The organism is Kocuria sp. CPCC 205263 (genome assembly GCF_040981075.1).
Classification (GTDB): Bacteria; Actinomycetota; Actinomycetes; order Actinomycetales; family Micrococcaceae; genus Kocuria; species Kocuria rosea.
Map to the genome: position 1 here is coordinate 81,591 of NZ_JAVKPV010000010.1, position 20,640 is coordinate 102,230.

17 protein-coding genes and 1 pseudogene are annotated in these 20,640 nt (G+C 65.3%); 5 read left to right on the forward strand and 13 right to left on the reverse strand.

Annotation, left to right across the window (positions count from 1 at the left end):
* Positions 1-69 precede the first annotated feature (69 nt).
* From RF647_RS15155 to RF647_RS15170, 4 genes are all read right to left on the reverse strand, one after another.
* Complete coding sequence (locus tag RF647_RS15155) at positions 70-1,248, reverse strand: alpha/beta hydrolase family protein (RefSeq protein ID WP_368812442.1); 1,179 nt, start codon at positions 1,246-1,248, stop codon at positions 70-72.
* 42 nt (positions 1,249-1,290) lie between these two features.
* Positions 1,291-2,088: an SDR family NAD(P)-dependent oxidoreductase gene (locus RF647_RS15160; protein ID WP_368812443.1), complete on the reverse strand. Its 798-nt coding sequence runs from the start codon at positions 2,086-2,088 to the stop codon at positions 1,291-1,293.
* Positions 2,089-2,187: 99 nt separating this feature from the next.
* Positions 2,188-3,207, reverse strand: coding sequence for a VOC family protein (locus RF647_RS15165; protein WP_368812444.1), 1,020 nt, complete (start codon positions 3,205-3,207; stop codon positions 2,188-2,190).
* Positions 3,208-3,351: 144 nt separating this feature from the next.
* Positions 3,352-4,017 (reverse strand): TetR/AcrR family transcriptional regulator, encoded by a 666-nt coding sequence (locus RF647_RS15170; protein WP_368812445.1) that lies wholly within the window; start codon positions 4,015-4,017, stop codon positions 3,352-3,354.
* Between the two features lie 160 nt (positions 4,018-4,177).
* Between RF647_RS15170 and RF647_RS15175 the strand changes: the two genes are divergently transcribed.
* The 3 genes from RF647_RS15175 (at position 4,178) to RF647_RS15185 (ending at position 6,742) form a co-directional block, all read left to right on the forward strand.
* The gene (locus tag RF647_RS15175) at positions 4,178-4,471 is read left to right on the forward strand and encodes a putative quinol monooxygenase (protein ID WP_368812446.1); all 294 of its coding nucleotides are present in this window, start codon (positions 4,178-4,180) and stop codon (positions 4,469-4,471) included.
* A gap of 95 nt (positions 4,472-4,566) precedes the next feature.
* Positions 4,567-5,808, forward strand: coding sequence for an FAD-dependent oxidoreductase (locus RF647_RS15180; RefSeq protein ID WP_368812447.1), 1,242 nt, complete (start codon positions 4,567-4,569; stop codon positions 5,806-5,808).
* Positions 5,809-5,929: 121 nt separating this feature from the next.
* Positions 5,930-6,742 carry an SDR family NAD(P)-dependent oxidoreductase gene (locus tag RF647_RS15185; RefSeq protein ID WP_368812448.1) on the forward strand — a complete coding sequence of 271 codons (813 nt, stop codon included), beginning with the start codon at positions 5,930-5,932 and terminating at the stop codon, positions 6,740-6,742.
* Positions 6,743-6,779: 37 nt separating this feature from the next.
* On the opposite strand, the gene RF647_RS15190 is transcribed toward RF647_RS15185, so the two are convergent.
* The 6 genes and pseudogenes from RF647_RS15190 to RF647_RS15215 all read right to left on the reverse strand — a co-directional run bounded on the left by RF647_RS15190 (position 6,780) and on the right by RF647_RS15215 (position 12,871).
* Positions 6,780-7,730, reverse strand: a complete 951-nt coding sequence (locus RF647_RS15190; RefSeq protein ID WP_368812449.1) for a LysR family transcriptional regulator — start codon at positions 7,728-7,730, stop codon at positions 6,780-6,782.
* Positions 7,731-7,758: 28 nt separating this feature from the next.
* Positions 7,759-8,781, reverse strand: coding sequence for a fumarylacetoacetate hydrolase family protein (locus RF647_RS15195; protein WP_368812450.1), 1,023 nt, complete (start codon positions 8,779-8,781; stop codon positions 7,759-7,761).
* 61 nt (positions 8,782-8,842) lie between these two features.
* The gene (locus RF647_RS15200) at positions 8,843-9,967 is read right to left on the reverse strand and encodes an FAD-dependent monooxygenase (protein ID WP_368812451.1); all 1,125 of its coding nucleotides are present in this window, start codon (positions 9,965-9,967) and stop codon (positions 8,843-8,845) included.
* A 100-nt stretch (positions 9,968-10,067) separates the two neighbouring features.
* Positions 10,068-11,027 carry a cyclase family protein gene (locus RF647_RS15205; RefSeq protein ID WP_368812470.1) on the reverse strand — a complete coding sequence of 320 codons (960 nt, stop codon included), beginning with the start codon at positions 11,025-11,027 and terminating at the stop codon, positions 10,068-10,070.
* A 308-nt stretch (positions 11,028-11,335) separates the two neighbouring features.
* Positions 11,336-11,721, reverse strand: a pseudogene (locus tag RF647_RS15210) (transposase); the annotation flags it as partial.
* A 259-nt stretch (positions 11,722-11,980) separates the two neighbouring features.
* The gene (locus RF647_RS15215; RefSeq protein WP_368812452.1) at positions 11,981-12,871 is read right to left on the reverse strand and encodes a DoxX family protein; all 891 of its coding nucleotides are present in this window, start codon (positions 12,869-12,871) and stop codon (positions 11,981-11,983) included.
* 91 nt (positions 12,872-12,962) lie between these two features.
* Between RF647_RS15215 and RF647_RS15220 the strand changes: the two genes are divergently transcribed.
* Together RF647_RS15220 and RF647_RS15225 are read left to right on the forward strand one after the other, a co-directional pair.
* The gene (locus RF647_RS15220) at positions 12,963-13,544 is read left to right on the forward strand and encodes a TetR/AcrR family transcriptional regulator (protein WP_368812453.1); all 582 of its coding nucleotides are present in this window, start codon (positions 12,963-12,965) and stop codon (positions 13,542-13,544) included.
* A gap of 539 nt (positions 13,545-14,083) precedes the next feature.
* Positions 14,084-15,202 (forward strand): hypothetical protein, encoded by a 1,119-nt coding sequence (locus RF647_RS15225; RefSeq protein WP_368812454.1) that lies wholly within the window; start codon positions 14,084-14,086, stop codon positions 15,200-15,202.
* A 621-nt stretch (positions 15,203-15,823) separates the two neighbouring features.
* On the opposite strand, the gene RF647_RS15230 is transcribed toward RF647_RS15225, so the two are convergent.
* The 3 genes from RF647_RS15230 to RF647_RS15240 form a co-directional block, all read right to left on the reverse strand.
* Positions 15,824-16,414, reverse strand: a complete 591-nt coding sequence (locus RF647_RS15230; protein ID WP_368812455.1) for a recombinase family protein — start codon at positions 16,412-16,414, stop codon at positions 15,824-15,826.
* Between the two features lie 702 nt (positions 16,415-17,116).
* Positions 17,117-18,610, reverse strand: coding sequence for a hypothetical protein (locus tag RF647_RS15235; RefSeq protein ID WP_368812456.1), 1,494 nt, complete (start codon positions 18,608-18,610; stop codon positions 17,117-17,119).
* A gap of 994 nt (positions 18,611-19,604) precedes the next feature.
* Complete coding sequence (locus RF647_RS15240) at positions 19,605-20,639, reverse strand: Eco57I restriction-modification methylase domain-containing protein (RefSeq protein ID WP_368812457.1); 1,035 nt, start codon at positions 20,637-20,639, stop codon at positions 19,605-19,607.
* Position 20,640 lies beyond the last annotated feature (1 nt).

Consider the following 20,640-nt stretch of genomic DNA (forward strand, 5'->3'; position numbering starts at 1 on the left):
TCCTCACCCCCTGCTGGACTGTTCTTGTTACTTGGTGGGCGCCTGTCCGGACACTACGGCAGTGGCCTCCTAGCCGGAGGCCAGGGTTCCCGTGGCCAGCTCCTGGAAGGTCTGGGCGACCCAGTCGGCGACGTAGGCGCTGACGTAGGGCAGGTGGTCCAAGCCGATGTGCTCGGCCCCGCCCTCCTCCTTGGTGAAGATCCGCAGCTGTCGCTTGGGGCTGTTGACGGCCTGGTCGTAGGAGCGGTGGGCGTACTCCAGGGGGATCTGGCGGTCGTTCTCCCCGTGGACGATGAGGAAGGGCACGGTGATGTTCTCCACGACCCCGTCGAGGTGGACGTCGTCGGCGAAGTCGATGAAGGTGTCCAGGTCCTCGTGGCCCCACACCCACATGACGTGCTCCCAGTAGTGCGGTACGGGCCGCTCCCCCTCTTTCTGCAGGCGGCGGCGCTGGACGGCGCCCCAGTTGTGGTTGGCGCCCCAGGCCACGACCAGGGCTAGGCGCTTCTCGAAGGCCGCGGCTCGCGGGGCGTAGTAGCCGCCCAGGGACCAGCCGGCCAGCCCGATCCGGGCCGGGTCGACGTCGTCGCGGGTCTCGAGGTAGTCCACGCAGGCGGCGGCCCATTTCTCGGTGTCGATCTGGGAGGTGAGCCCCTGCAGGCGTAAGGCCTCCCCGGTGCCGGGGGTGTCGACCATCAAGGTGGAGATTCCCCGGGTAGCCAGCTCGACCCCGTGCCCGGAGCAGTAGATGTGTTCCTTGGTGGAGTCCAGGCCGTTGAACATGATCATCACCGGGGCGGGACCGTGCGCGGTGGCCGGGGCCTGGGTGAAGTAGGCCGGCAGGGTGGTGTCGCGGAAGGGGACCTCCACCCGGGTGGTGGCCGGGTCGGAGAGCCGGAAGGCCCGCTCGAGCAGCTCCAGGCAGCGGCGGTAGGTGGTCAGGCGTCCCTCGGAGCCGGCCGCCTGCATGCGTTCGGCGTTGATGAGGTAGTTGGTGGCCCGGGCGTAAGTCTGCCCGGCGGCGCGGGTGCGGCCGGTGGCTTCCATCTCCTGGGCCTGGGCGACGAGCTGGTCGACGAGCCCCGTCCAGGCGGTGAGGAAATCTTGGGTGCCGACATCCTCGTTGGTGGTGGCCACATCGCGCAGGGGGCGGCAGGCGCGGTCGACCTCGTCGATGTAGCCGCCGCTGTTGAGGGCGGCGACCACCCCGAGGTTCCAGACGTAGTTGCCGGGGAAGTACTCGAACATGTGCAGGTCCTTTCGCAGAACGTGGAGGGGAAATCGGGAAGCTCAGCCCGGGAGGACGGCCGACCAGCCGCCGTCGACCATGAGGTTGGTGCCAGTGACGTAGGAAGCCTCCTCCGAGGCGAGGAACAGCGCGCAGGAGACGACCTCCTCCGCCTCCCCCACCCGGCCCAAGGGGATGTGGCCGGCGATGGCGCGCATGGGATGGTCCTCGGCGAGCAGGTCGGCCTCGGTGGCGGGGGTGCGGATCATTCCGGGGCTGACACAGTTGACCCGGATGCCCTTGCGCGCGCCCTCAGCGGCCAGTTGCTTGGTCATGGCCACCACCGAGCCCTTGGTCGCGGTGTGGGCCAGCCGGGCGTTGGTGACCGACCCGGTCACCCCGGCGGTGGAGCCCACCAGAACCACTGCCGACCGCTGCGCGGCGACCAGCAGGGGCCAGAAGGCGCGCACGGGCAGGAACACGACGTCGACCTCGTGGCGGAAGTTCCACCGCCAGTCCTTGAACGAGATCTCCTCCACTGGTGCGAAGCGGGTGGCGGCGGCATTGGCGTAGAGCACGTCCACGCGCCCGTGGGCCGTGCCGACGTCGGCGGCCCAGGCGGCCACGGCCGCCTCGTCGGTGAGGTCCACCCGCCGGGCGTTCTCGGCAGTGCCGCCTGCGGCGCGGACGGCGGCGATAGTGGCGGCCGCACCGTCCAGGTCGAGGTCACAACCGATGACGGTGGCGCCTTCCCGGGCGAAGGCGCAGGCGGCCGCTCGGCCCTGGCCGGAGGCGATGCCGGTGATCACCGCGACCTTGCCCTCCAGGCGCCCGGTCCGGTGCGGTGGCGTGGTGGTCATGTGTGCTCCTGTCGATGTGCCGCGGAGGTCCCGGCCACTGTCGCGGTGGCCGGGACCCCGGCGCCCGGGCCGTAAATGCCCGGGCGTGTGGTGCATTGCTCAGCCGCGGCCCTGAGTCGCGTAGGGATTGATGATCGCGGCCTTCATCTCCTCCGAGGCCCCTTCCTCGGTGGCGGTGAAGCCTTCGGCATGGGGGAAGGACTCGGTCATGGAGTGCGGCATGATGCCGTTGCGGTAGAAGTTGGAGGATCCCTCGGCCGGGGTCCAGGTGTTGGGGGCCCAGTCGGGGACGTAGTTGCGGTAGCCCCCGGAGTTCAGCTCGATGCGCAGGGTCGAGGGCTCGCGGAAGTACAGGAAGTTCTGCTCGCCGACCCCATGGATCGAGGGGCCGTACTCCATGGGGGTGCCGTGCTCCATCATGACGTCGGCGGTGCGCAGCAGGTCCTCGTGGGTGTCCACCCAGAAGGCGATGTGGTTGACCCGCCCGGCCCGCTCGGAGGTGTCCAGCACCACGCCCAGGTCGTGGGACTTCTCGTTGGTGGTCAGCACGGAGAATACGGTGATGGGTGCCTCCTCCAGGTCGACGAAGGCCATGGTGCGGTAGCCGAGGGTCTCGGAGTACCACTTGGCGAAGCCGCGCACGTCCTGGGTGGCGACGGTGACGTGGTCCAGGAAGCGCGGGGCGGCGGCGTGGGCGCTGCGCTTCTCCGGACGGTCGGGGTAGGTGGAGGCGAACTCCGCCGGCGCCTCGTACTTCTGCACCTCCCACACCAGGCGCATGGGGTGGCCGTAGGGGCCGGTGAACTCATAGGCCCGCCCGTAGCCGTAGCCACCCTCGGTCCACTGGCCCTGCACGCCGGTGGCCTCCACACGGGCGGCGGCGGTTTCCAGGGCCTCGCGGGAGGTGGTGCGCCAGGCCATCCGGCCCAGCGAGGGCTCCTCGCCGGGGACGATGACGAGGCTGTAGGTGTCGTAGTCGCCCCAGCAGCGCAGGTAGACCCGGCCGTCTTCGCGGTGGACCTCCCGCAGGCCGAACTTCTCCACGTAGAAGGCCGCGGAGGCCTCGACGTCGGGGCTGGTGATCTCGAGGTGGCTCAGGTGAGCCAGCAGCTTCTCCACGACGGGGAACCTTTCGTTGAAGGAGGGGGGACCGGTTGTGATCCTGAACACCATCCTGGGAGGGTTCCGCCGATCGGGGAATCGGCATCTGTGCATAGCAAGTATCCGCGCCATGGATGCCCGATAGTAGTGACGACGAGTGGATCACTGAGTGGGCCGGGCAAACAGGTAGCGTGCGGCCGCTTCAGCCAACGAGTCCTGGAACTGCTTTTGGGACACGGCCGGAACGGCGAAGCCGGGCCCGTACATGGTGCGCATCACCACCGCGGAGTGGATCAGCCCGAAGCAGAAGCGCAGGGCCTTGACGGGGTCCTCGTGCTGAACCTGTGGCACCAGGCGCCGCAGGGCGACGACGAAGTTCTCGCCCAGCTCCTGGCTGTAGGCGCTGCCGCGGCGGTGGACCTCCGAATGGGTGCTGGACAGGAGCAGGACCGGCTTGAGGAAGGCCTCGTGGCGGTAGAACACCCCGGCGATTCCGTGCACGACCTCCCCCACCAGATGCCCCGGGGAGTCGCCTGAGACGGGCAGCCCGTCGAAGAGCTGCTGGATGTGCTCACGCACCTGCGCCAGGCCGTGCTCGTAGACCGCCAGGAACAGGGCCTCCTTGGTGTCCACCCGGGCATAGATCGCCCGCGGTGGCACCCCAGCCCGTTCGCACACGGCCGCGATGGTGAAGGCGTCATGCCCTCCCTCGCGCAGCAACTCGACTCCGGCGGCCAGGGTGCGTTCCCAGGTCTGGCGGCTGCGTTGCTGCAGGGGTGGGCGCACGGTGTAGTCGACGTCCTCGGTCATTTCGTAGGGCCCCGGCATCAGTGCCTCCCGTTCATCCGTCGTGCAGCCTCCCGAGCGGAATGTCCCCCGCAGAGGGGTTGACACCGCTGTGAGAGAGGACACATCCTTCTGTCTAAAGCGTAGTGCACACTACGTTTTTGCTCGTCTTCCACCATCATCGCCTCATCGAGGAGGACCCATGATTATCGCCATCGGCGTCGCCCGTCCCGCACCCGGTCGTCGGGAGGAGCTGCTGCAGGCCTGCCGGCGGGTAGCCGAGGCATCCCGGCACGACGAGGGATGCGTGGAGTACGGCTTCCACATCAGCCTCGAGGACCCCGACGCGATCACCAGTGTGGAGATCTGGGCCTCCCAGTCCGCCCTGGAGGCCCACATGGACCACGAGCACACCCGTGAGTTCCTCTCTACTGTGGCCGGTCTGACCGACGGGGAGCCACAGATGCGCCTGCTCCAGGCGGACCCTGCCTCCTGAGGCCTTCGCTTTTCCTGCACCACCTTCGCGCCGCACCACTTTTCTTTGCACCGCTTTCCTTGCATCAGTTCCTTCACACCGTTTTGAGGACCATCATGAACTCCACTCCTTCCCGTGGCCGGGTCGCGGTCATCGGCGCCGGCCCCGCCGGTATGGCCACCGCCCTGTCCGCCCACCAGGCCGGCCACGAGGTCACCCTGTTCGAGCGCTACGCCCAGGCCCGCCCGGCCGGCAACATCCTCAACCTGTGGCCCCCGCCCATCAAGGCCCTGGGGCTGATGGGGGTGGACCTGGAGGACTTCGGCGCCCCCTGCCGCTCCGAGTTCCGCAGCGTCACCGGCCACGTCCGGGCCGCGGTCAATCTCCCGCAGGAGGTCATCGACCACTACGGGGGCGGGTTCATCGGCCTGTTGCGCCCGGAGCTCTACGAACGCCTGCTGGCTGCCCTGCCCGAGGGCATGCTGCAGACCAACCGTGGGGTCGAGCGCATCGAGCAGGACCGCGACGGGGCCCGGTTGTTCATGGCCGACGGGGAGGTGGTCGAAGCCGACGTCGTGGTCGGGGCCGACGGGATCCATTCCATGGTCTGCAAGACCCTTTGGGGAGACCAGCCCATCCGTGAGCACAATCTGCACATTTTCGGTGGGTTCATCTACGACCCGCCTGTGGAGGCCGAGCCGGGGCTGTGCGTGGTCTCCCACGACCGCGTCACCCAGGGGGCGTGGACCTCGATCCGCCGCAAGGGCCGCGACGGCTTCCAGTGGTGGGTGCTCACCGCCCACGACGCCACCGACGAGTTCACCGCCGACCTGCACGACGCCGCCGCAACCCTCGCCGCCGGATTCCCGACCCCGCTGCCCCAATTGATCGCCGCGACCCCGCCCGAGAACGTCCAGCGGTGGGTGCTGCGCGACCGCACACCGCTGAAGCAGTGGTCGACCGGCCGGGTGACCATCGTCGGTGACGCCGCCCACCCCACCTCTCCCTATGCCGCCTACGGGGCCGGGATGTCGATCGAGGACGGCTACTTCCTGGGCCGGGCCCTGGCCGGGGTGGATCTGCGCGACCACGACCAGGTCAGCGCGGCCCTGGCCGGCTTCGAGTCCCCGCGCCGGCCGCACACCGCCCGTCACACCCAGATCGCCTGGGCCCTGGGCAAGGTCTTCCACCACGCCCCCCGCCCCCTGCGGCCGGTCCGCGACGCCATCTTCGACCACACCCCGCTGCTGCAGAAGGTGATCGGGGACTCCAACCCCCAAGAGATCCTGGGCCAGCTGGGCGAGATCGACGAAGCCGAGCAGCGCTTCCGCGCCACCATGGGGCAGTCAGCCACCTGACCGGTCCTCCACTTCGGCATCCACGGCATCGATAGCAGGCATCCGGGGGCCGCGAGTCCACCCCGCGGCCCCCGGCTCCACACTGGTGACCGGCACCACACCTCGACGAAAAGGACCCTCCATGGACAAGAGCACGGCCCCGACCCTTGCGGTGGCGGACACCGGGATCGACATGACCGGACGAACGGTAGTGGTCACCGGCACCAAAGGCGGACTGGGACTGGCGGCCGTGGAGCTGCTGGCCACAGCCGGCGCCCAGGTGATCGCCACGGCCCGGGGCGCCGACCCCTCCGCGGAACTGCACCAGGTGATGACCGGCTGCGGTGAGACCGTGACCTACCACCCCCTCGATGTCGCCGACCCCGCAGGATGGTCCAGCTTGGCCCGGACGCTGGAAGATCGCTTCGGCCGTGTCGACGGGCTGGTCAACAACGCCGGCATCACCCGCCGTCCCCGTCTGCTCGAGGCGACCCCGGCCGATCTGGCTGAGGTGGCCGACATCAACGTCGCCGGCCCCCTGCTGGGCATCCAGGCCTGCGTGCCGCTGATGGGCCCGGGCTCCTCCATCGTCAATGTCGGCTCCGTCGCAGCACTGACTGCCCACTATCCGGTGGCCTACACCGCCAGCAAGTGGGGCCTGCGCGGGCTGTCAGCGGTGGCTGCCACTGAACTGGCTCCCCGAGGCATCCGGGTCAACACCCTCCACCCCGGTTTCATCGAGACCCCCATGACCGCCGGCGCCAATCCCACCTTCCTCGAGGCCGCGCTGCGGGAGATCCCGCTGGGTCGGGCCGGGGTGCCGGCGGAAGTGGCGGCCATGGTGGTCTTCCTGCTCAGCCCTCTGGCCTCCTTCATCACCGGGGCCGACATCCCCGTCGACGGCGGGCAGAGCGGTCACGGCGGGGCGAAGTCGATCTCCGACGCCCTGCGCTGAGCCGGGCCAGAACCGAGACGGTTCCGGCGGGGCCGGCTCAGCTCGGGAGCGTCGCCCCGACGCGTACCGGGTGGGCGTCGAGGACGGTTTCGCCCAGGCCCTGGACCGCCCGCTGCACCAGCGACCGCAGCCACAAGTTGGCCGGGTCGGAGGTCTGCAGCGGATGCCAGTACATCGACTCGACCAACGGCACCTCCAGATTGGGGGCGAACTCCACCGCCACCACGCCCTGGGCACGGGCCGCCAGCATCCGAGGCACCAATGCCACCAGGTCGGTGCCCTCCACCACTGAGGGCAGGGCCTGCAGCCCGGCCACCCGGGCCGCGACGGCCGGGGACTGTCCCATCCGCTGGAAGAACTGCATCGGGGGTGTGATGATGCTGCCACCGAACTCCCCGACCGCCTGCGGGGCGGTGGCGATGTCGGCCACCGTGAGCTCCCGTTGCCCCAGGAGAGGGTTGGCCGCGTCCATGATCACGACGAACTCGTCGCGGAACAGCTGCCGGGTGCTGCCGGCCAGATCGAAGCCCATCGGGCCCACGATCAGATCGATGTTGCCGAAGGACTCCAATCCCGGCTTGATCCGGGCCCGGGAGGTGGGCACGAAGTCCACGGCGATTCCCGGGGCCTCGGCGGCGATGTGGGCGCGCAGGTGGCGGATGAGCACCCCGGTGACGTAGTCCGAGGCGGCCAGCACGAAGGTGCGGTCGCTGGCGGCAGGGTCGAAGTCCGTGCGCAGCTGCATGGCGTCCTGCACGTCGGCCAGGGCCTGGTCCACCCGGGGGGCCAGGGCTTGGGCGAAGGGGGTGAGCTCGTAGCCGCGCCCGGCGCGCACCAGCAGCTCGTCGTTGAAGTGGCGCCGCAACCTGGACAGTGCCGCACTCATGGCCGGCTGGCTCAGATGCATCCGCTCGGCCGCCCTCGAGACGTTGCGCAGCTCCAGTAGCGCCTGCAGCGAGGGCAGGAGGTTGAGGTCGACGTCCTTCATGCTCCGATCATGCCCTGATCACATCCCGTCACAGCGCTGTGGTGGTTGTGGTGGTCTCCATCGGTCCGCCGGCGCGGGCCCGGCCGCGCCGGCGGGCCGGCACGGCTGGAACGCCGTCGCGGCGGCGAGCCCCAATGGTGTTCTCGATCTCCCCGATGCCTTCCACGACCAGGCGCACCCGGTCCCCCTCCTGAAGCGGCGGCGGGAGCAGGGCCCCGTTGCGGCCCCACAGCTCGGCCAGACAGCCCTTTCCGGACGTCCCGGAGCCCAGCACATCCCCGGGGGCCACGAGGGAGTCCTGAGAGGCGTAGGCGACCAACTCGGCGAAGGGCCAGCCCATGTGCGCCAGGGAGTCGGTGCCCAGGGGCTCGTCGTTGATCCAGGCGGTCATGGCCAGGTCCAGGAACCCCTCGGCGTCGTGGCGGTGCTCGAGCTCGTCGGCGGTGACGATCCACGGGCCCAGGGTGGAGGCGAAGTCCTTGCCCTTGCACGGGCCCAGCCGCACCTTCATCTCCCGGGCCTGCACGTCCCGGGCGGACCAGTCGTTGAGGATCGTGTACCCGAAGATCATCCGGTGGGCATCCTCGGGCTCGAGGTTCGTGCCGGTGAGCCCGTCGACCGCGCCCAGCACCGCGGCGACCTCGGTCTCCAGGTCCATGCGGTGGCACCCGGCCGGCACCGGGATCGTCTCCCCGGTGGCCCGGACGGTGTGCGGGTTGGTGAAGTAAAAGGTCGGCGCCTCGTACCACTGCTCCACGACGCCCCCGGCGCCGTCGATGCTGGCCGAGACTCCTTCGACGTGCTCCTCGAAGGTGACGAAGTCCCGCACCGTCCGCGGAGTCACCGGGGCCAGCAGGCGCACCTCGGCCAGAGCCGGGGCGTCGGCCGGGGCGTCGGCTACGGTGCGGGCGGCCAGCTCCAGGGTGGCCTCCAGACCCGCTTCGAACAGCACCTGGGGCGTGGTGCCCTGGGGCAGAGTCAGGCAGCGGCCCTCGTGGACGAACCCGGTGCGGACGGCGCCGTCCTGGGTCCAGCGAGCGATTTTGACCATGGTGGAGTCCTTTCAGTGATCAGACGAGATGCTGTGATGCCCTATGGTGCGCGCGCACCACCTACACCGGCGCCTTGATCGTGTCCGCGACGAGGTGCATGAGGCCGGGCACGTCGGCGTCCTGCTTGCCCTCGAGCATCCACTGGCCCAGCTGCACCGAGGCCTCCACCACGGTGCGGGCGCGGGGCAGGCGCCGTTGCCAGTAATGAGTGAGCACCACGTCGTCAAACCTGTCGGCCCGGGTCAGTTCCTCGGCGAGCACGGCGGCGTCCTCCACGGCCATGGCCGCGCCCTGGGCGATGGTGGGCGGGCAGCTGTGAGCGGCGTCGCCTAGCAACACCACACGTCCGCGGTGCCAGGGGCCCTCGACCAGGTGGGTGGTGAAGTGGGTGTAGTTTACGTTGGCGCTCTCGTCGAGACTCTGCCGGATCTGCCGCCACGGCCCGCCGTAGCCGGTGGCGAGCTCGCCCATGACAGCTGGGCCGTCGGCGCCGTGGCGTTCCTGGGCGTCCTCGACCAGGTAGGCGTACATGGTGTCGGGCCCGGTCGGGCAGTAGCCGGCGATGTAGGCGGGACCGCCGTAGTACAGATCGGTGCGGGTCACCTCGGCCGGGCGCGGCACGAAGGCCCGCCAAATGCCCATGCCGGTCCGGCGCGGCCGGTCAGTGATGCCGATCGCCGTGCGCACCGAGGAGTTCAACCCGTCCGCCCCCACCAGCAGGTCGTAGGCAAGATCCTCGCCCGCGACAGTGCTGACCGTCACGGAGTCGCTGTCCTGCTCGAGCCCGGTAACGGTGACCCCGTAGCGGATCGTCGCGCCGGCCTCCTCGGCACGCCGGCGCAGGATCGCAGCCAGCTCTGCTCGGGGCATGCCCAGGGTTGCCGGCAGGTCCTCCCCGCCCACCCTCACGTCATCGAGCACGGCGATCACCGTGGCCTCGGGGTCCGGGGCGCGCAACCCCAGGGTGTCGAAGGGGTAGCCCTTCTCATGCACCTGCGGCCAGATGCCCAGGTTGCGGAAAATGCGCAGGGCATTGCCCTGCAAGGTGATGCCCGAGCCCAGGGTCGAGGGGCCGCCGGCCTTCTCGAGCACCTCGACGTCGAGGCCAGCGTCGACCAGCAGGGCCGCGAGGGTGAGGCCGCCGGCGCCTGAGCCGACGATGCCGATTTTCTGGACTGCGGGCATGGTGGTGGTCTTTCCTCGGTGGGTGGTCATGGGTGTCGTCCGGTGGCAGTCGCCGCATGATGTGCTGAGGCCTGACGGGACAAGGCGCGGTGTGCGGGTCCTAGGTCAGGGCGACGGGGTTCAGCGGGGACCCGACGGCCCCGGTGATCGGCAGCGGGGGAGCGGAGAGCAGGAACTCGTAGCGGGACTCGGCCGCGCAGTGGGCGGCGAGGTCGTCCAGGGCCCACATCTCCCCGATGAACAAGCCCATGTTGGGAATCACGATCTGGTGTAACGGCTGGAAGGCGTCGTCGAACTCGTTGGGCCGCACCTCGAACCCCCAGGTGTCGGTGGCCACCGCGGCGACCTCCCGCTCGTGCAGCCACGGGGCGGTGGTGAACGACAGCCCCGGGGCCGGACCCCCGGCGTAGTGCCCCCAGCCCTCGCGGCGGGTGCGGGCGTACTGGCCGGTGCGGATCAGCACGATGTCGCCCCGGCCCACCTGTGATGAGGCGCCCTGGTGGTCGATGGTGGCCTCCAGGTGCCCGGGCGTGATCGCGAAGCCGTCCGGCAGCTCCGGGCGCTCCAGGCCCAGCTCCCCCTGCAGCGCCCGCCCCACGTCGAGCAGCACCCCGCGGCTGACGAGCTGGGCGGCGGCGGTCTCGATGCCGGTGACCCCGTCCCCGTCGGAGGTCACCACCGCCCCGGCGCGGCGGCCGTTCCAGGCACGGCCGCGGTCGAAGATATGCCCCAGCCCGTCCCACTGGGTAGAGCACTGCAGGGGCATGGCAATCACGTCGTCGGCCCCGCCGAAGCCGTGCGGGAAGCCCTGGTCGCCGAACTCCGCCTCCAGGCCGGTGTCGGTCATGGTGTGCACCGGATTCGTGCGGCGCCGCCACCCAGTCTGTGGGCCATTCGTGTCGAAGGCCTGGGCCAGCGAGAAGCTCCGGCCGGTGCACACCAGGCTGGCGGCCTGCACGCGCTTGGTGTCATCGATAAAGTTCAGGGTGCCCAGCACGTCGTCCTCACCCCAACGTCCCCAGTTGCGGCACCTCTTGGCCATGGCCTCGATGCTGCCCATCGCGTCGCTGCGGTCCACGTGATCTCCTCGCCCTCCGGGACGGCCGACACGGACGCCCTGTGATCCCAGTCACCACTCTCGTGCCGAGTTGCCCCCCGCGGAAGTCGCTTACCCGGATGCCAGGTATATACCCCGTCGATATCCACTGGTGGGACCACTACACATGCCACGGGGAGCAGCGGGCTCGGGACTCACGGGCGGCCACCGCTCCTGAAGCGGGGCGTGGAGCGGATCGGTGACAGCTCGGCGGCCGACCGCGAAGACCACCCACTGAATACTCCGATAGCACTCACCCAGAAGGTCGGCATGGGCAGTTTTCGAATCCAGCGGTAGAGGGTAGCTCGGGACATTCCCAGGTCCCGCGCGACCTGCGTAGCCGGCTCTCCTGCCTCGACCAGCCGGAGAGCGTTGCGGATCTAAGAGTCGGTGAAGGTCTGGCGCCGACCACCGATGTCCTTAACGGCGGCTCTCCGCTTGGCGGCCGTGTCGGTGCTCCGCTCCCGCTTGATCTCCAGCTCCATCGGCGCCAAGGCGGCCATGACGGTGAAGACCATTGAGTTCACGGGGTGTGGGGGCCCACGTCTCCCCCACCGAACTTCAGCGCCCGCAGCCCGGCGCCTGTACCTCGCAGTGCCCCGGCGAAGGCCAGCATGTTCTGCGCCGACCGTCCCAAATGCTGCAGCGGGGTGAGAAGCTGCATAAACACCTGGGAGCCAGTGCGGAACGAAATCCGGCAGGCAAGAGGACTCCCCCACTCCCTGGCCGCTAACCGGCCATATGTAAAGCACAGGATGTCTGGCTACCTTGCCATCCCAAAGGAAAGTTCAGGGGCGGTCCCACCGAGTGAGTCGCCCACGGGCCACTCATTCTGCGGCACCGCGGTTCATGGACTCATCGGGGGCCCCTGCCGGAGTGATTCCGGCAGGGGCCCCCGCTGCGACCACTGTCGCGGGCTACCGCTCGGCGGTCGTGGCGTCGAGCATTCCTCTGACCTCCGGCCACGTTGTGGGTGCTTGGGCGGCGGGGAGCGTGCGGAAGGTCGACTCCTGCAGGTGCGGCCGGTAGGTCCGCATGACGTGGGCATGGAGTGCGGAGCCGGTGTAGCGGCGCATCGCGTCCTCGTCCGTCCACCCCGACCAGGTCCAGAAGGTGGCGGTCAGCGGCTGGGCGGCGAGATCGAGCCAGAGGGCCCCGGGTGCTTGTCGCAGGGCCCGCCGCAGCCGGAGCGAAGCGAGCAGAAAGCCCGGCACGTGCCTGGCCGAGCGCAGCCGGAGCCGGGAGATCAGCACGATGCCGGCGGTGGGAGCCTCCTCGTGCATCGCTGCGGCGGGCCCGTGCGCCCGGGGCAGGGCGGTGGTGAGCCTTCCCAGCGCGTCGCCGAGCACCGCGCGGCGCCAGTGCGTGATCACCACGACGACGGCGGCTGTGATGTAGAGCAGCTGCATGGCAGCACGCGGCAGCAAGGCGGTGGCCGGCTCCCCGGACAGCGTCAGACCGGCGGACGCGGCGTAGACGTTCGCAGGAAACATCGCCACCATCAGCAGCGCCAGCCCACCGGCTGCCCATGCGGCCGTCCGAGGCAGCAGCAGCCCGAGTGCGCCGGCGAGCTCCAGCACCCCGGTGACCGTGACGAGCAGCTCAGGGTGGGGCAGCACGGGCGGCACCATCGCGACGAGATCCTCGCGCAGACCCACGAAGTGCGAGACCCCGGTGACGAGGAACATCACCGCCAGACCTGCGCGCAGGGCCAGGGGTGCTGACTCCCGGAGGCGGCGGCGCCCAAGGAGTGCGGCGACGCCGAGCGTTGCCAGGGTGGCGGCGAGGAAGACGAGCAAGACTGACATGGCGCCCTCCTTGGCGTTCTATCTTGTCACTGACAAGACTGCGCCTCCGGCGGGATCTTGTCAATGCCTAGATATGGGGTAGGGTGCAGGAATGACCCCCCGCACCTATCACCACGGCGACCTCCACCGCGCGGTGCTCGATGCCGCTGTCCAGGCCGTGCTCGAGGTGGGGCCCTCCCAGGTGAGCCTGCGGGACCTGGCGCGCCGGGCGGGGGTCTCCCACGCGGCCCCCGCCTATCACTTCGGCAACAAGGCCGGGCTCCTGACGACCCTGGCGGCGGAGGGGTTCCAGATGCTCGCGAATCACCTCACCGAGGTGCTTGAACGCACCGGCAGCTTCCTTGAGGTCGGTGTCGCCTACGTGCACTTCGCCGTGGAGCACCGGGCGCACACCCAGGTGATGTTCCGCCCGGACCTCTACGAGGCCTCCCGCGCCGACGTCGTCCAGGCGCGCGCCGCCGCCGCCGAGGCGCTCTCCGCAGGGATTGCGACGTTGCCACCCGAAGTGGTGGGACCGGATCCGAAGGTCGCCGCCCTGGCCGCCTGGTCCCTCGTGCACGGTTTCGCAGACCTCTGGCTCGGCGGAGTGCTCACGGACACGGGACAGGGCGATCTCACCGAGTCGGCCCAGGCGGTGGCCCGGTTCCTCTTCGACAAGGGCACGGCGGAGTAGCCGGAGGAGAGTACCCACGCCGGCACCTAGAGTTCCCGTGCCGCGGAGACAGGCTGCCTCCTCGGGACCCACCGGGGACCCGCCCGCACCAAGCTTTCCACCTGGATCCTGGCATGCCCGGCTTCCTCCCCAATGGGCACGCCGCGCAGGGGGGACCCACCATGACGAGGCCGGCTAGGGCGTTCCGGCCGGTGCTGGCGGACCCCCTCCTTCCTGGAGACGATCACTCACCCCCCTGCTGACGGGCCACTGAACTGGTCCATGGTCCGCTTGATCGCTCTTTCACGGGTGGCCGGGTCTGCCCGTGCCGCCATCGGGACCGGGCGCTTCACGGCTGCGGTCAGCAGTCGGCACAGGTGCCGGTGCTGGTCATCGTTGCTACCCTTAACCGCATGGAGCGTGTTCAGCGATTTCTGCACCCCCGGCCGTTCAGTGGCCGCGGGGTGGTGAGCGCGCAACGTCACGCCGCCTAGTCTCCGCAGGCACGGCCGGGGGAATTTCTATTCCCAGCATCGGCCCAACCGTCTCAGGAGACTTCCATGTCGGCACTCTCGTACCTCAGCCCTGACCAGCTTGCCCGCGCGCTGAGCCTGCGTGATCTCAGCGACCCGGCACAAGGGGCGCACTCGATGCAGCTGCTGCTGGAGGATCTTGTCACCGCGCTGCAGCACCAATGGGGTAGCTCCGTCCGCCGGGTGCACCATCCACCTCTCGTGGCGACCCATGACAACTACGACCGTCTGGGCTACGACCCCGGTGACATCACCAGAGCACAGCGGTACACCCGCTACGTCTCGCCCACCGTGGTGCTGCGTACCCACACCAGCGCGGAGCTGCCCAGGGCCCTGCAGGACTACCGCGGCCGGTCCGCCGTCGACGAACTGCTCGTCGTCCCAGGCCTCGTCTACCGGCGCGACGTCGTCGACCGCACGCACGTGGGGGAACCACATCAGGTCGACCTGTGGCGTATCCGTTCCACATCGCAGACCACCGATCAGGACCTGCTCGAGATGATCACCATTGTCGTCGAAGCGGTCCTGCCCGGGGCGCAATGGCAGATCACCGACGTCGAGCACCCGTACACGCTCGGCGGACGACAGGTGGACGTGAACCTGGAGGGCGAGTGGCTCGAGCTCGCCGAATGCGGGCGCATCCACCCCGAGGTGCTGCGCGGCTCGGGCGTGGACCCGCAGAAGTGGTCCGGACTGGCCCTGGGCATGGGGCTGGAACGGGCCCTGATGCTGCGCAAGTCAATTCCAGATATCCGCTATCTGCGCTCCTCGGAGCCGCGCATCGCAGCCCAGATGCTCGACCTGCAGCCCTGGCAGCAGGTCTCTCTGCTCCCCGGCACGCGTCGGGACATCTCCGTCGTGCTCGACGACAGCGAAGACGGCGAGACCATCGGTGACCGGGTCCGGACAGCCCTGGGCAAGGACGCGGACCTCCTCGAAGCCGTCGAGGTCCTATCGTTGACGCGATGTGCGCAGCTTCCGGTCACAGCTCGTGAGCGCCTCGGCATCAACGCCGGCCAGAGCAACGCGCTGATCCGGATCCACATCCGCCCGCTCCTGCGGACACTCACGTCCGCCGAGGCCAACGAGCTGCGCAACAGGATCTACCTCGCCGTCCATGAGGGCCCCCATGCCGAATTGATCTAAGCGCAAGCGCAGCCGTCGTGGATGAGCGCGAGCAGGACTCTGTCACCAGAAGCAGTATCAGCCGATGGAGGAGCCTCCACCGCCCCACAGTCTGCCGCTAACCGGCCATATGTAAAGCCAAAAGAACCGAGCTGCTCGTGCACCCGCTGATCCTGCCCACTTCAGCAGAGCCTTCAGCAATCACTTCGGAACCAGCCCGAGCCGCCCATACCGTCGCCGACCCCTCAAATCCGAAGGGCCCTGTAGGCCGCTTCGCGGACCGACACAGACCTTAGTGACGCTCCCGTAGCCACCGTCGCCTGTGCCATCCTGCCGCCATGACGGAGAACACCACGGGCACCGCGTCCCGGCCTCCCCTGGAGGACCAGTTGCGCGTACCGTTTTGGATCGTGCTCGCCGGAGTGGGCGCCGGTGCCTTCTGGGCACTGGCCGGTGTGGGGGTGGGTGCCTGGGTCCGAGGGCGCCGAAGCCGCCCCGGCCAACACGGGCGCACCTGCCGCTGACCATTGGCCGGCGACTCCAGCGGAACTCTAGGGCTCAGCCAATCCGCAGCGCTCGAGCCCTGAATCCCTCACGGTCACGATTCAATCGACGGTTCCCCCGAACTGGGCTGCCGCCCGCTCAGACGACGGCGGTTGGCAGCTCTCGGATTCGCCGGTAGAGAGTCGCCCGCGACATCCCGAGGTCGCGGGCGACCTGGGTGGCCGGCTCCCCACCGTCGATCAGTCGCAGGGCGTTGCGGATCTGGGAGTCGGTGAAGGTCTGCCGCCGCCCGCCGAGGTCCTTGCCGGCGGCACGGCGTTTGGCTACCGAGTCGGTGATCCGCTCCCGCTTGATCTCCAGCTCCATCTGAGCCAGCGCCGCCATGACGGTGAAGACCATCGAGCCCATCGGGGTGGCGGTGTCCACGTCTCCCCCACCCAGGTTGAGTACCCGCAACCCGGCACCTCTCCTCCGCAGCGCCTCAGCGAAGGTCAGCATGTTCTGCGTCGACCGGCCCAGCCGGTCCAGCGTGGTGATGACCAGGGTGTCGCCTTCCTCGAGGGCAGTTACCGCTTTGTCGAACTGTGGACGCGAAGCACGCCCGCCAGACACTCCACTGTCCACATAGACGTCATCGCGCCGCACGCCCGCACCCAGCAGGTCAGACACTTGACGGTCCGCATCCTGTTGCCGTGTTGATACTCGGGCGTAGCCGATCATCTTCCCCATGTCCACCTCATCTGTCTCGCAACCGACGTTGAGTATCGAATTCTAGGCTCCTGGATAAAGCACAAAGATGCGAGACACACCGGACCGCGGAATCATGCGGGCGCAACTTTTCCGGACGAGACGTCTCGCATCCCATGGGTTACACGACGACTCCCCCCCAGTTCCACACCCGGGAAAGCCTTGTGGGAGTGTCGCGTGCGGACCAGTGCGGGAGGGCCAAAGGTGGAGTGGCCATCACGCATTGGCACGTACAGGTCTTCAGTCCAGATTGGAATGGGATACAGACTTACAAGAGCGGCACGCATGTGTTCGACGAAAGCGAGTTGAGCCGCGCAGCACGACCCCCGTCGGCGAGAACCACCCCTACCTGACCAACCAGTAACCACGCTGAAGTATGAAGAGCCAAATCACCAGGACATCATAAGGTTCTGAAATCGTCATTCAAGCGCGAACAGATCTAATAGAGCCACTCGAGGTGAAAATATATACGTTAGGTCAGAGTTCCGATGTAAGGACTATGTTATGGCGTGGAAAAATCACTACAAAATTGCTCTTTCACATGCAGATGCCAAAAAATCCAATGACTCAAAAAGGGAAATAATTCCGATTTGGATTAACAATAGATTTATTGTGGCCTGCGACTGCAACCGACCTCGAACGCCAAATATGCCATGCGAGGACAATGCGACCCTGAGGTGCTTGCTAAGCCTTTGATCCCGAGATCTTATTGTCCCTCCGCGCATCAATTACAATGATCGATTCTTCATTTGTAAGCTGAAGCTCACCCAGCACTCTATTTAGCTTAACTTGGTCATTTTCAGTAAATACAACTATCACAGTAAGTGATTTACGGGTTTGATTAGCTGCCTCGTAAACTGATAATTGCTTTTCCAAGTTCCGCTTAAGACTTGAACTTCGTGCCAGTTTAAATTCAATTAACGACTTGTCATGGGCACCATAACTAGCCTTAAAGTCTACTGGCCCCCGCCCGTTATTGACCTCCCTATTGACATCGAAATCGCTATTACACCAAACAAGACCGAAGTAGAGCTGAACCTCCTTTTCATTGGATGGATGATTGTCTTTCTCTTCATTAGATAATCCTATTTTGCCCCCGCGATTTAATACCTGATATCCGTCTTGATTTTCAACATATTGCTTGAACATGAAAACCCGCTGACGGGCTTCGTCGTAGCTAGTCCACGGCTTTTCATAAACTTTCGTCTTTACACTGAGTTCATCTATTAACTCACGAACTGAATCAATGAACAATGAACAAGCTAAACTGACTTTTTCATTGGACACTTCCTGTGCCGCAGGACCCCTTTCCTCCTGCTGCCCGATGTAGACATCAACAAGTTCCTTGAACTGCTTGATAGTTTCAGCGGCTGCCTTTCTCCGTTCTTTTTGGTTCGGCCTAACCCCTAGTCGCTCTCCGAAGTACCGATTAATTTGGGCTCGCAGTTCATTGTCCCCAATTGCGGCGGGTAGCTGCTGATACTTAGCCAGCATGTCGCGATGGTTAATCCAAGTTTCATCCCTTGTAAGGATGTCTTTTGGTGTGAGCAGTACGTAATCATCCCCCAGACGCGGTAACATGTAGTTTTCGGTTACCCAAGAATGCGTTGCATAATTGAAGTATGAACGTTTGACTGCAAACGTATCGCGTTGCTCATCGGCGACGTACCGCCGAGCGAACGTTTCTGTGTACTGGAGAAGGTATCTCTTTATTAAATTTACAGTAAAATCGCTAATATTGTCTCGACCGACACCCGGACTAATAAGTGCTAGTTTTTCTACGTGAGAGGAGCTTGTATAGCTTTCCTGGCCGAAGTTACTTAAAATTTCTTGAAGAGAATTGTTTAGGGAATGAGCAAACTCTTCTCCAAGCGCACTTCCGCGATTCCCCAACATAGTAAATCCAAGCCAATTTTGAGTTACTTCCTTAAAGCTATATAGGTTTGTAATTGTACCCACGTCCAAGTTAGGACTAGAATTGTCACGCAAATATATCAGGTAGTCCACAATTTGTTCATGAAGAGCTTTATATTCGGGTTTTTTGCTGTTAAACAGCAAGAAAGGATCGATAAATAGAGGTAAGTCCGAAACGATACAAATGTTCAGTGCTCCATAGTTTTCAAGAAAGCGCTCATCAATATCGAAGTAGTCTGAGAAAAATAATCTTGACTTCGGCACAATTTTCCCTTCACCTTTGATAACTAACTTCTATTGATTTTTCCTTTAAACATTTGGGGGTCTTCTTGCAATTAGTTTTTATGCCAGTTGATTTTTTCTAGCATAACAAAATCCTAGGAAGACTTAATATTTTTTCCCATATTCGCCTGCAAGTTCATGCGCCTGACGAGCGGTAACGATTGGTGATGTCCGTAAATACATGGCGGAAACAACGCGCTGTAAAGATTATTGCTGACCGAAAGAATATTGAGCCTAGGGACCTTACGGTCTTGCTTACTCTGCCATCCGTGAATTGGCAATGATAGTCCTAAGGCTTCCCGGTGCGCCTATTACATCGTCTCGATCGCCTTCATGTGTTCCTCCAGCCCCGGTGTAGTCCGGGTGAGTGATGCGGCGCTACTGCGAAGGCGCCTGCGCCCAGCTCTGTGCTGGAATTATTGATTATCATTATGGCCGATCTCTGACGAAAGACATCCGCCGGCACAGTCACCTGTTGTATTTCAGACCGCGCAGCCAATCAGGTCCGTGATAGCCTCAAACGAGAGTAAAGGGAGGTCGCTGTGTGTTTAGTTTGACCTGTAGGTCATCAATGCGGTGGATAACGTCATCAAGCCAGGAGTCGGACAGTTCCGACTTCCGTTGAATCTCGGAGTTGATAGTCTACAGGCGGCTTTGAGGCCGGTGCGCCGCCAATGCGAGGATCAATGCATGACCAGTCACTATTGGTGGGCCAGCCAGGGCAAAAACCATCCCAGGGCAATTACTGGACTGCCCGCGTCCTCAGTGATTAGGGGACGTCTTCTATGTTGGATTTCCGGCTCAAGAAAGTGGAACATTGCCATTCGTTTGGTATGGCTGCAGTTATCGTTAGGAGAGCGCCTTGGTGCCAGCCAGCGGTTTGGGCTCATCATTACGCTTAGATATCTTGTGGACGCTCGGCGGGGCCAGGAGAGCCAGGTAGGGCGCATCAACCTCTGGCACGCCTTTCCAACGGTCATTCCATCGGTCTGACCTGGGCCTCGATAAAGGCGATCTCGTCCACGTCGAGCCCGTACTTGGCAAACAACTGCTGATCAATCTGAGGGATCGGTTTGCTCCAGTCGATGTCCGAGCCCGATGTGAAGTCCTGCAGCGGCACATACTTCCAGACCTTCGCAGGGTTGTGCTGGGTGATCTTGAGAACGCCGAGAAGTGCGCGGGCGAACTTCGACTTGATGTACTTAAGGCAAGCCTCAGCAGTGGCTTGGTCGTCGAAGCATCCAATCGTAATAAAGGTCTGAGTGACCGCCACCTGTGGCCCCACGACAATCGGAGTCGACAGCACCTCCCCCAATTCTCCGGAACCGTTCGCGGCCGGGAGCACGACCTTGTGTGCTCCGAAGCTCTTCGGGCCAGTGAGGTACTCGCTACGAATCCAGCGGTAGGCCCGACCACGCCCGGCAAGCCCGTACACGCGAACATACCCCTCGTTTCCCCCAGGGGCTTCGGAGTGATAAAGGTAGGAGAGTTGCTGGAAGGTTCTGGTGTTGATTTTGAACTTTTCACCACTCGACATTGTGGATGACGCCTGCGGGTGATCATTGTGCATCTCGGCTGTATACCGATATGAGCGGGAACTCGTGATTTTGAGGGCGATAGACTCCTCGTGCGACTCGACAACCTTATGGAGGATCGTGTTGAGTTCCGGGTACTTCGTGAAGGTGCCGACCGGCTCGCCTTCGAAGTCCTCGTCGCGGTAGGTGACGGCGATGCCGCCCTTGATGTCCGTGCCGGGGAAAAGCTCGTCGCTGTTGGGCACGTAGTGCGGAACGGTCAGGTGGGGGTCGGCAAGCATTTTCTCGTTCCACGCTTTCGGGGTGTATCCAGCGTTGAACAGAAAACGCGCCGGGGTGATGAGCACGGCTTTCTCTCCGACCTCGTAGGCCGCGTCCATGAAGAGGTGGTAGATGGGCCTGCCGTGAGTCGCAGTACCACCGGCCTCCTCCTGGTATGGCGGATTACCGATGACGACATCGAATTTTTTGTTCATC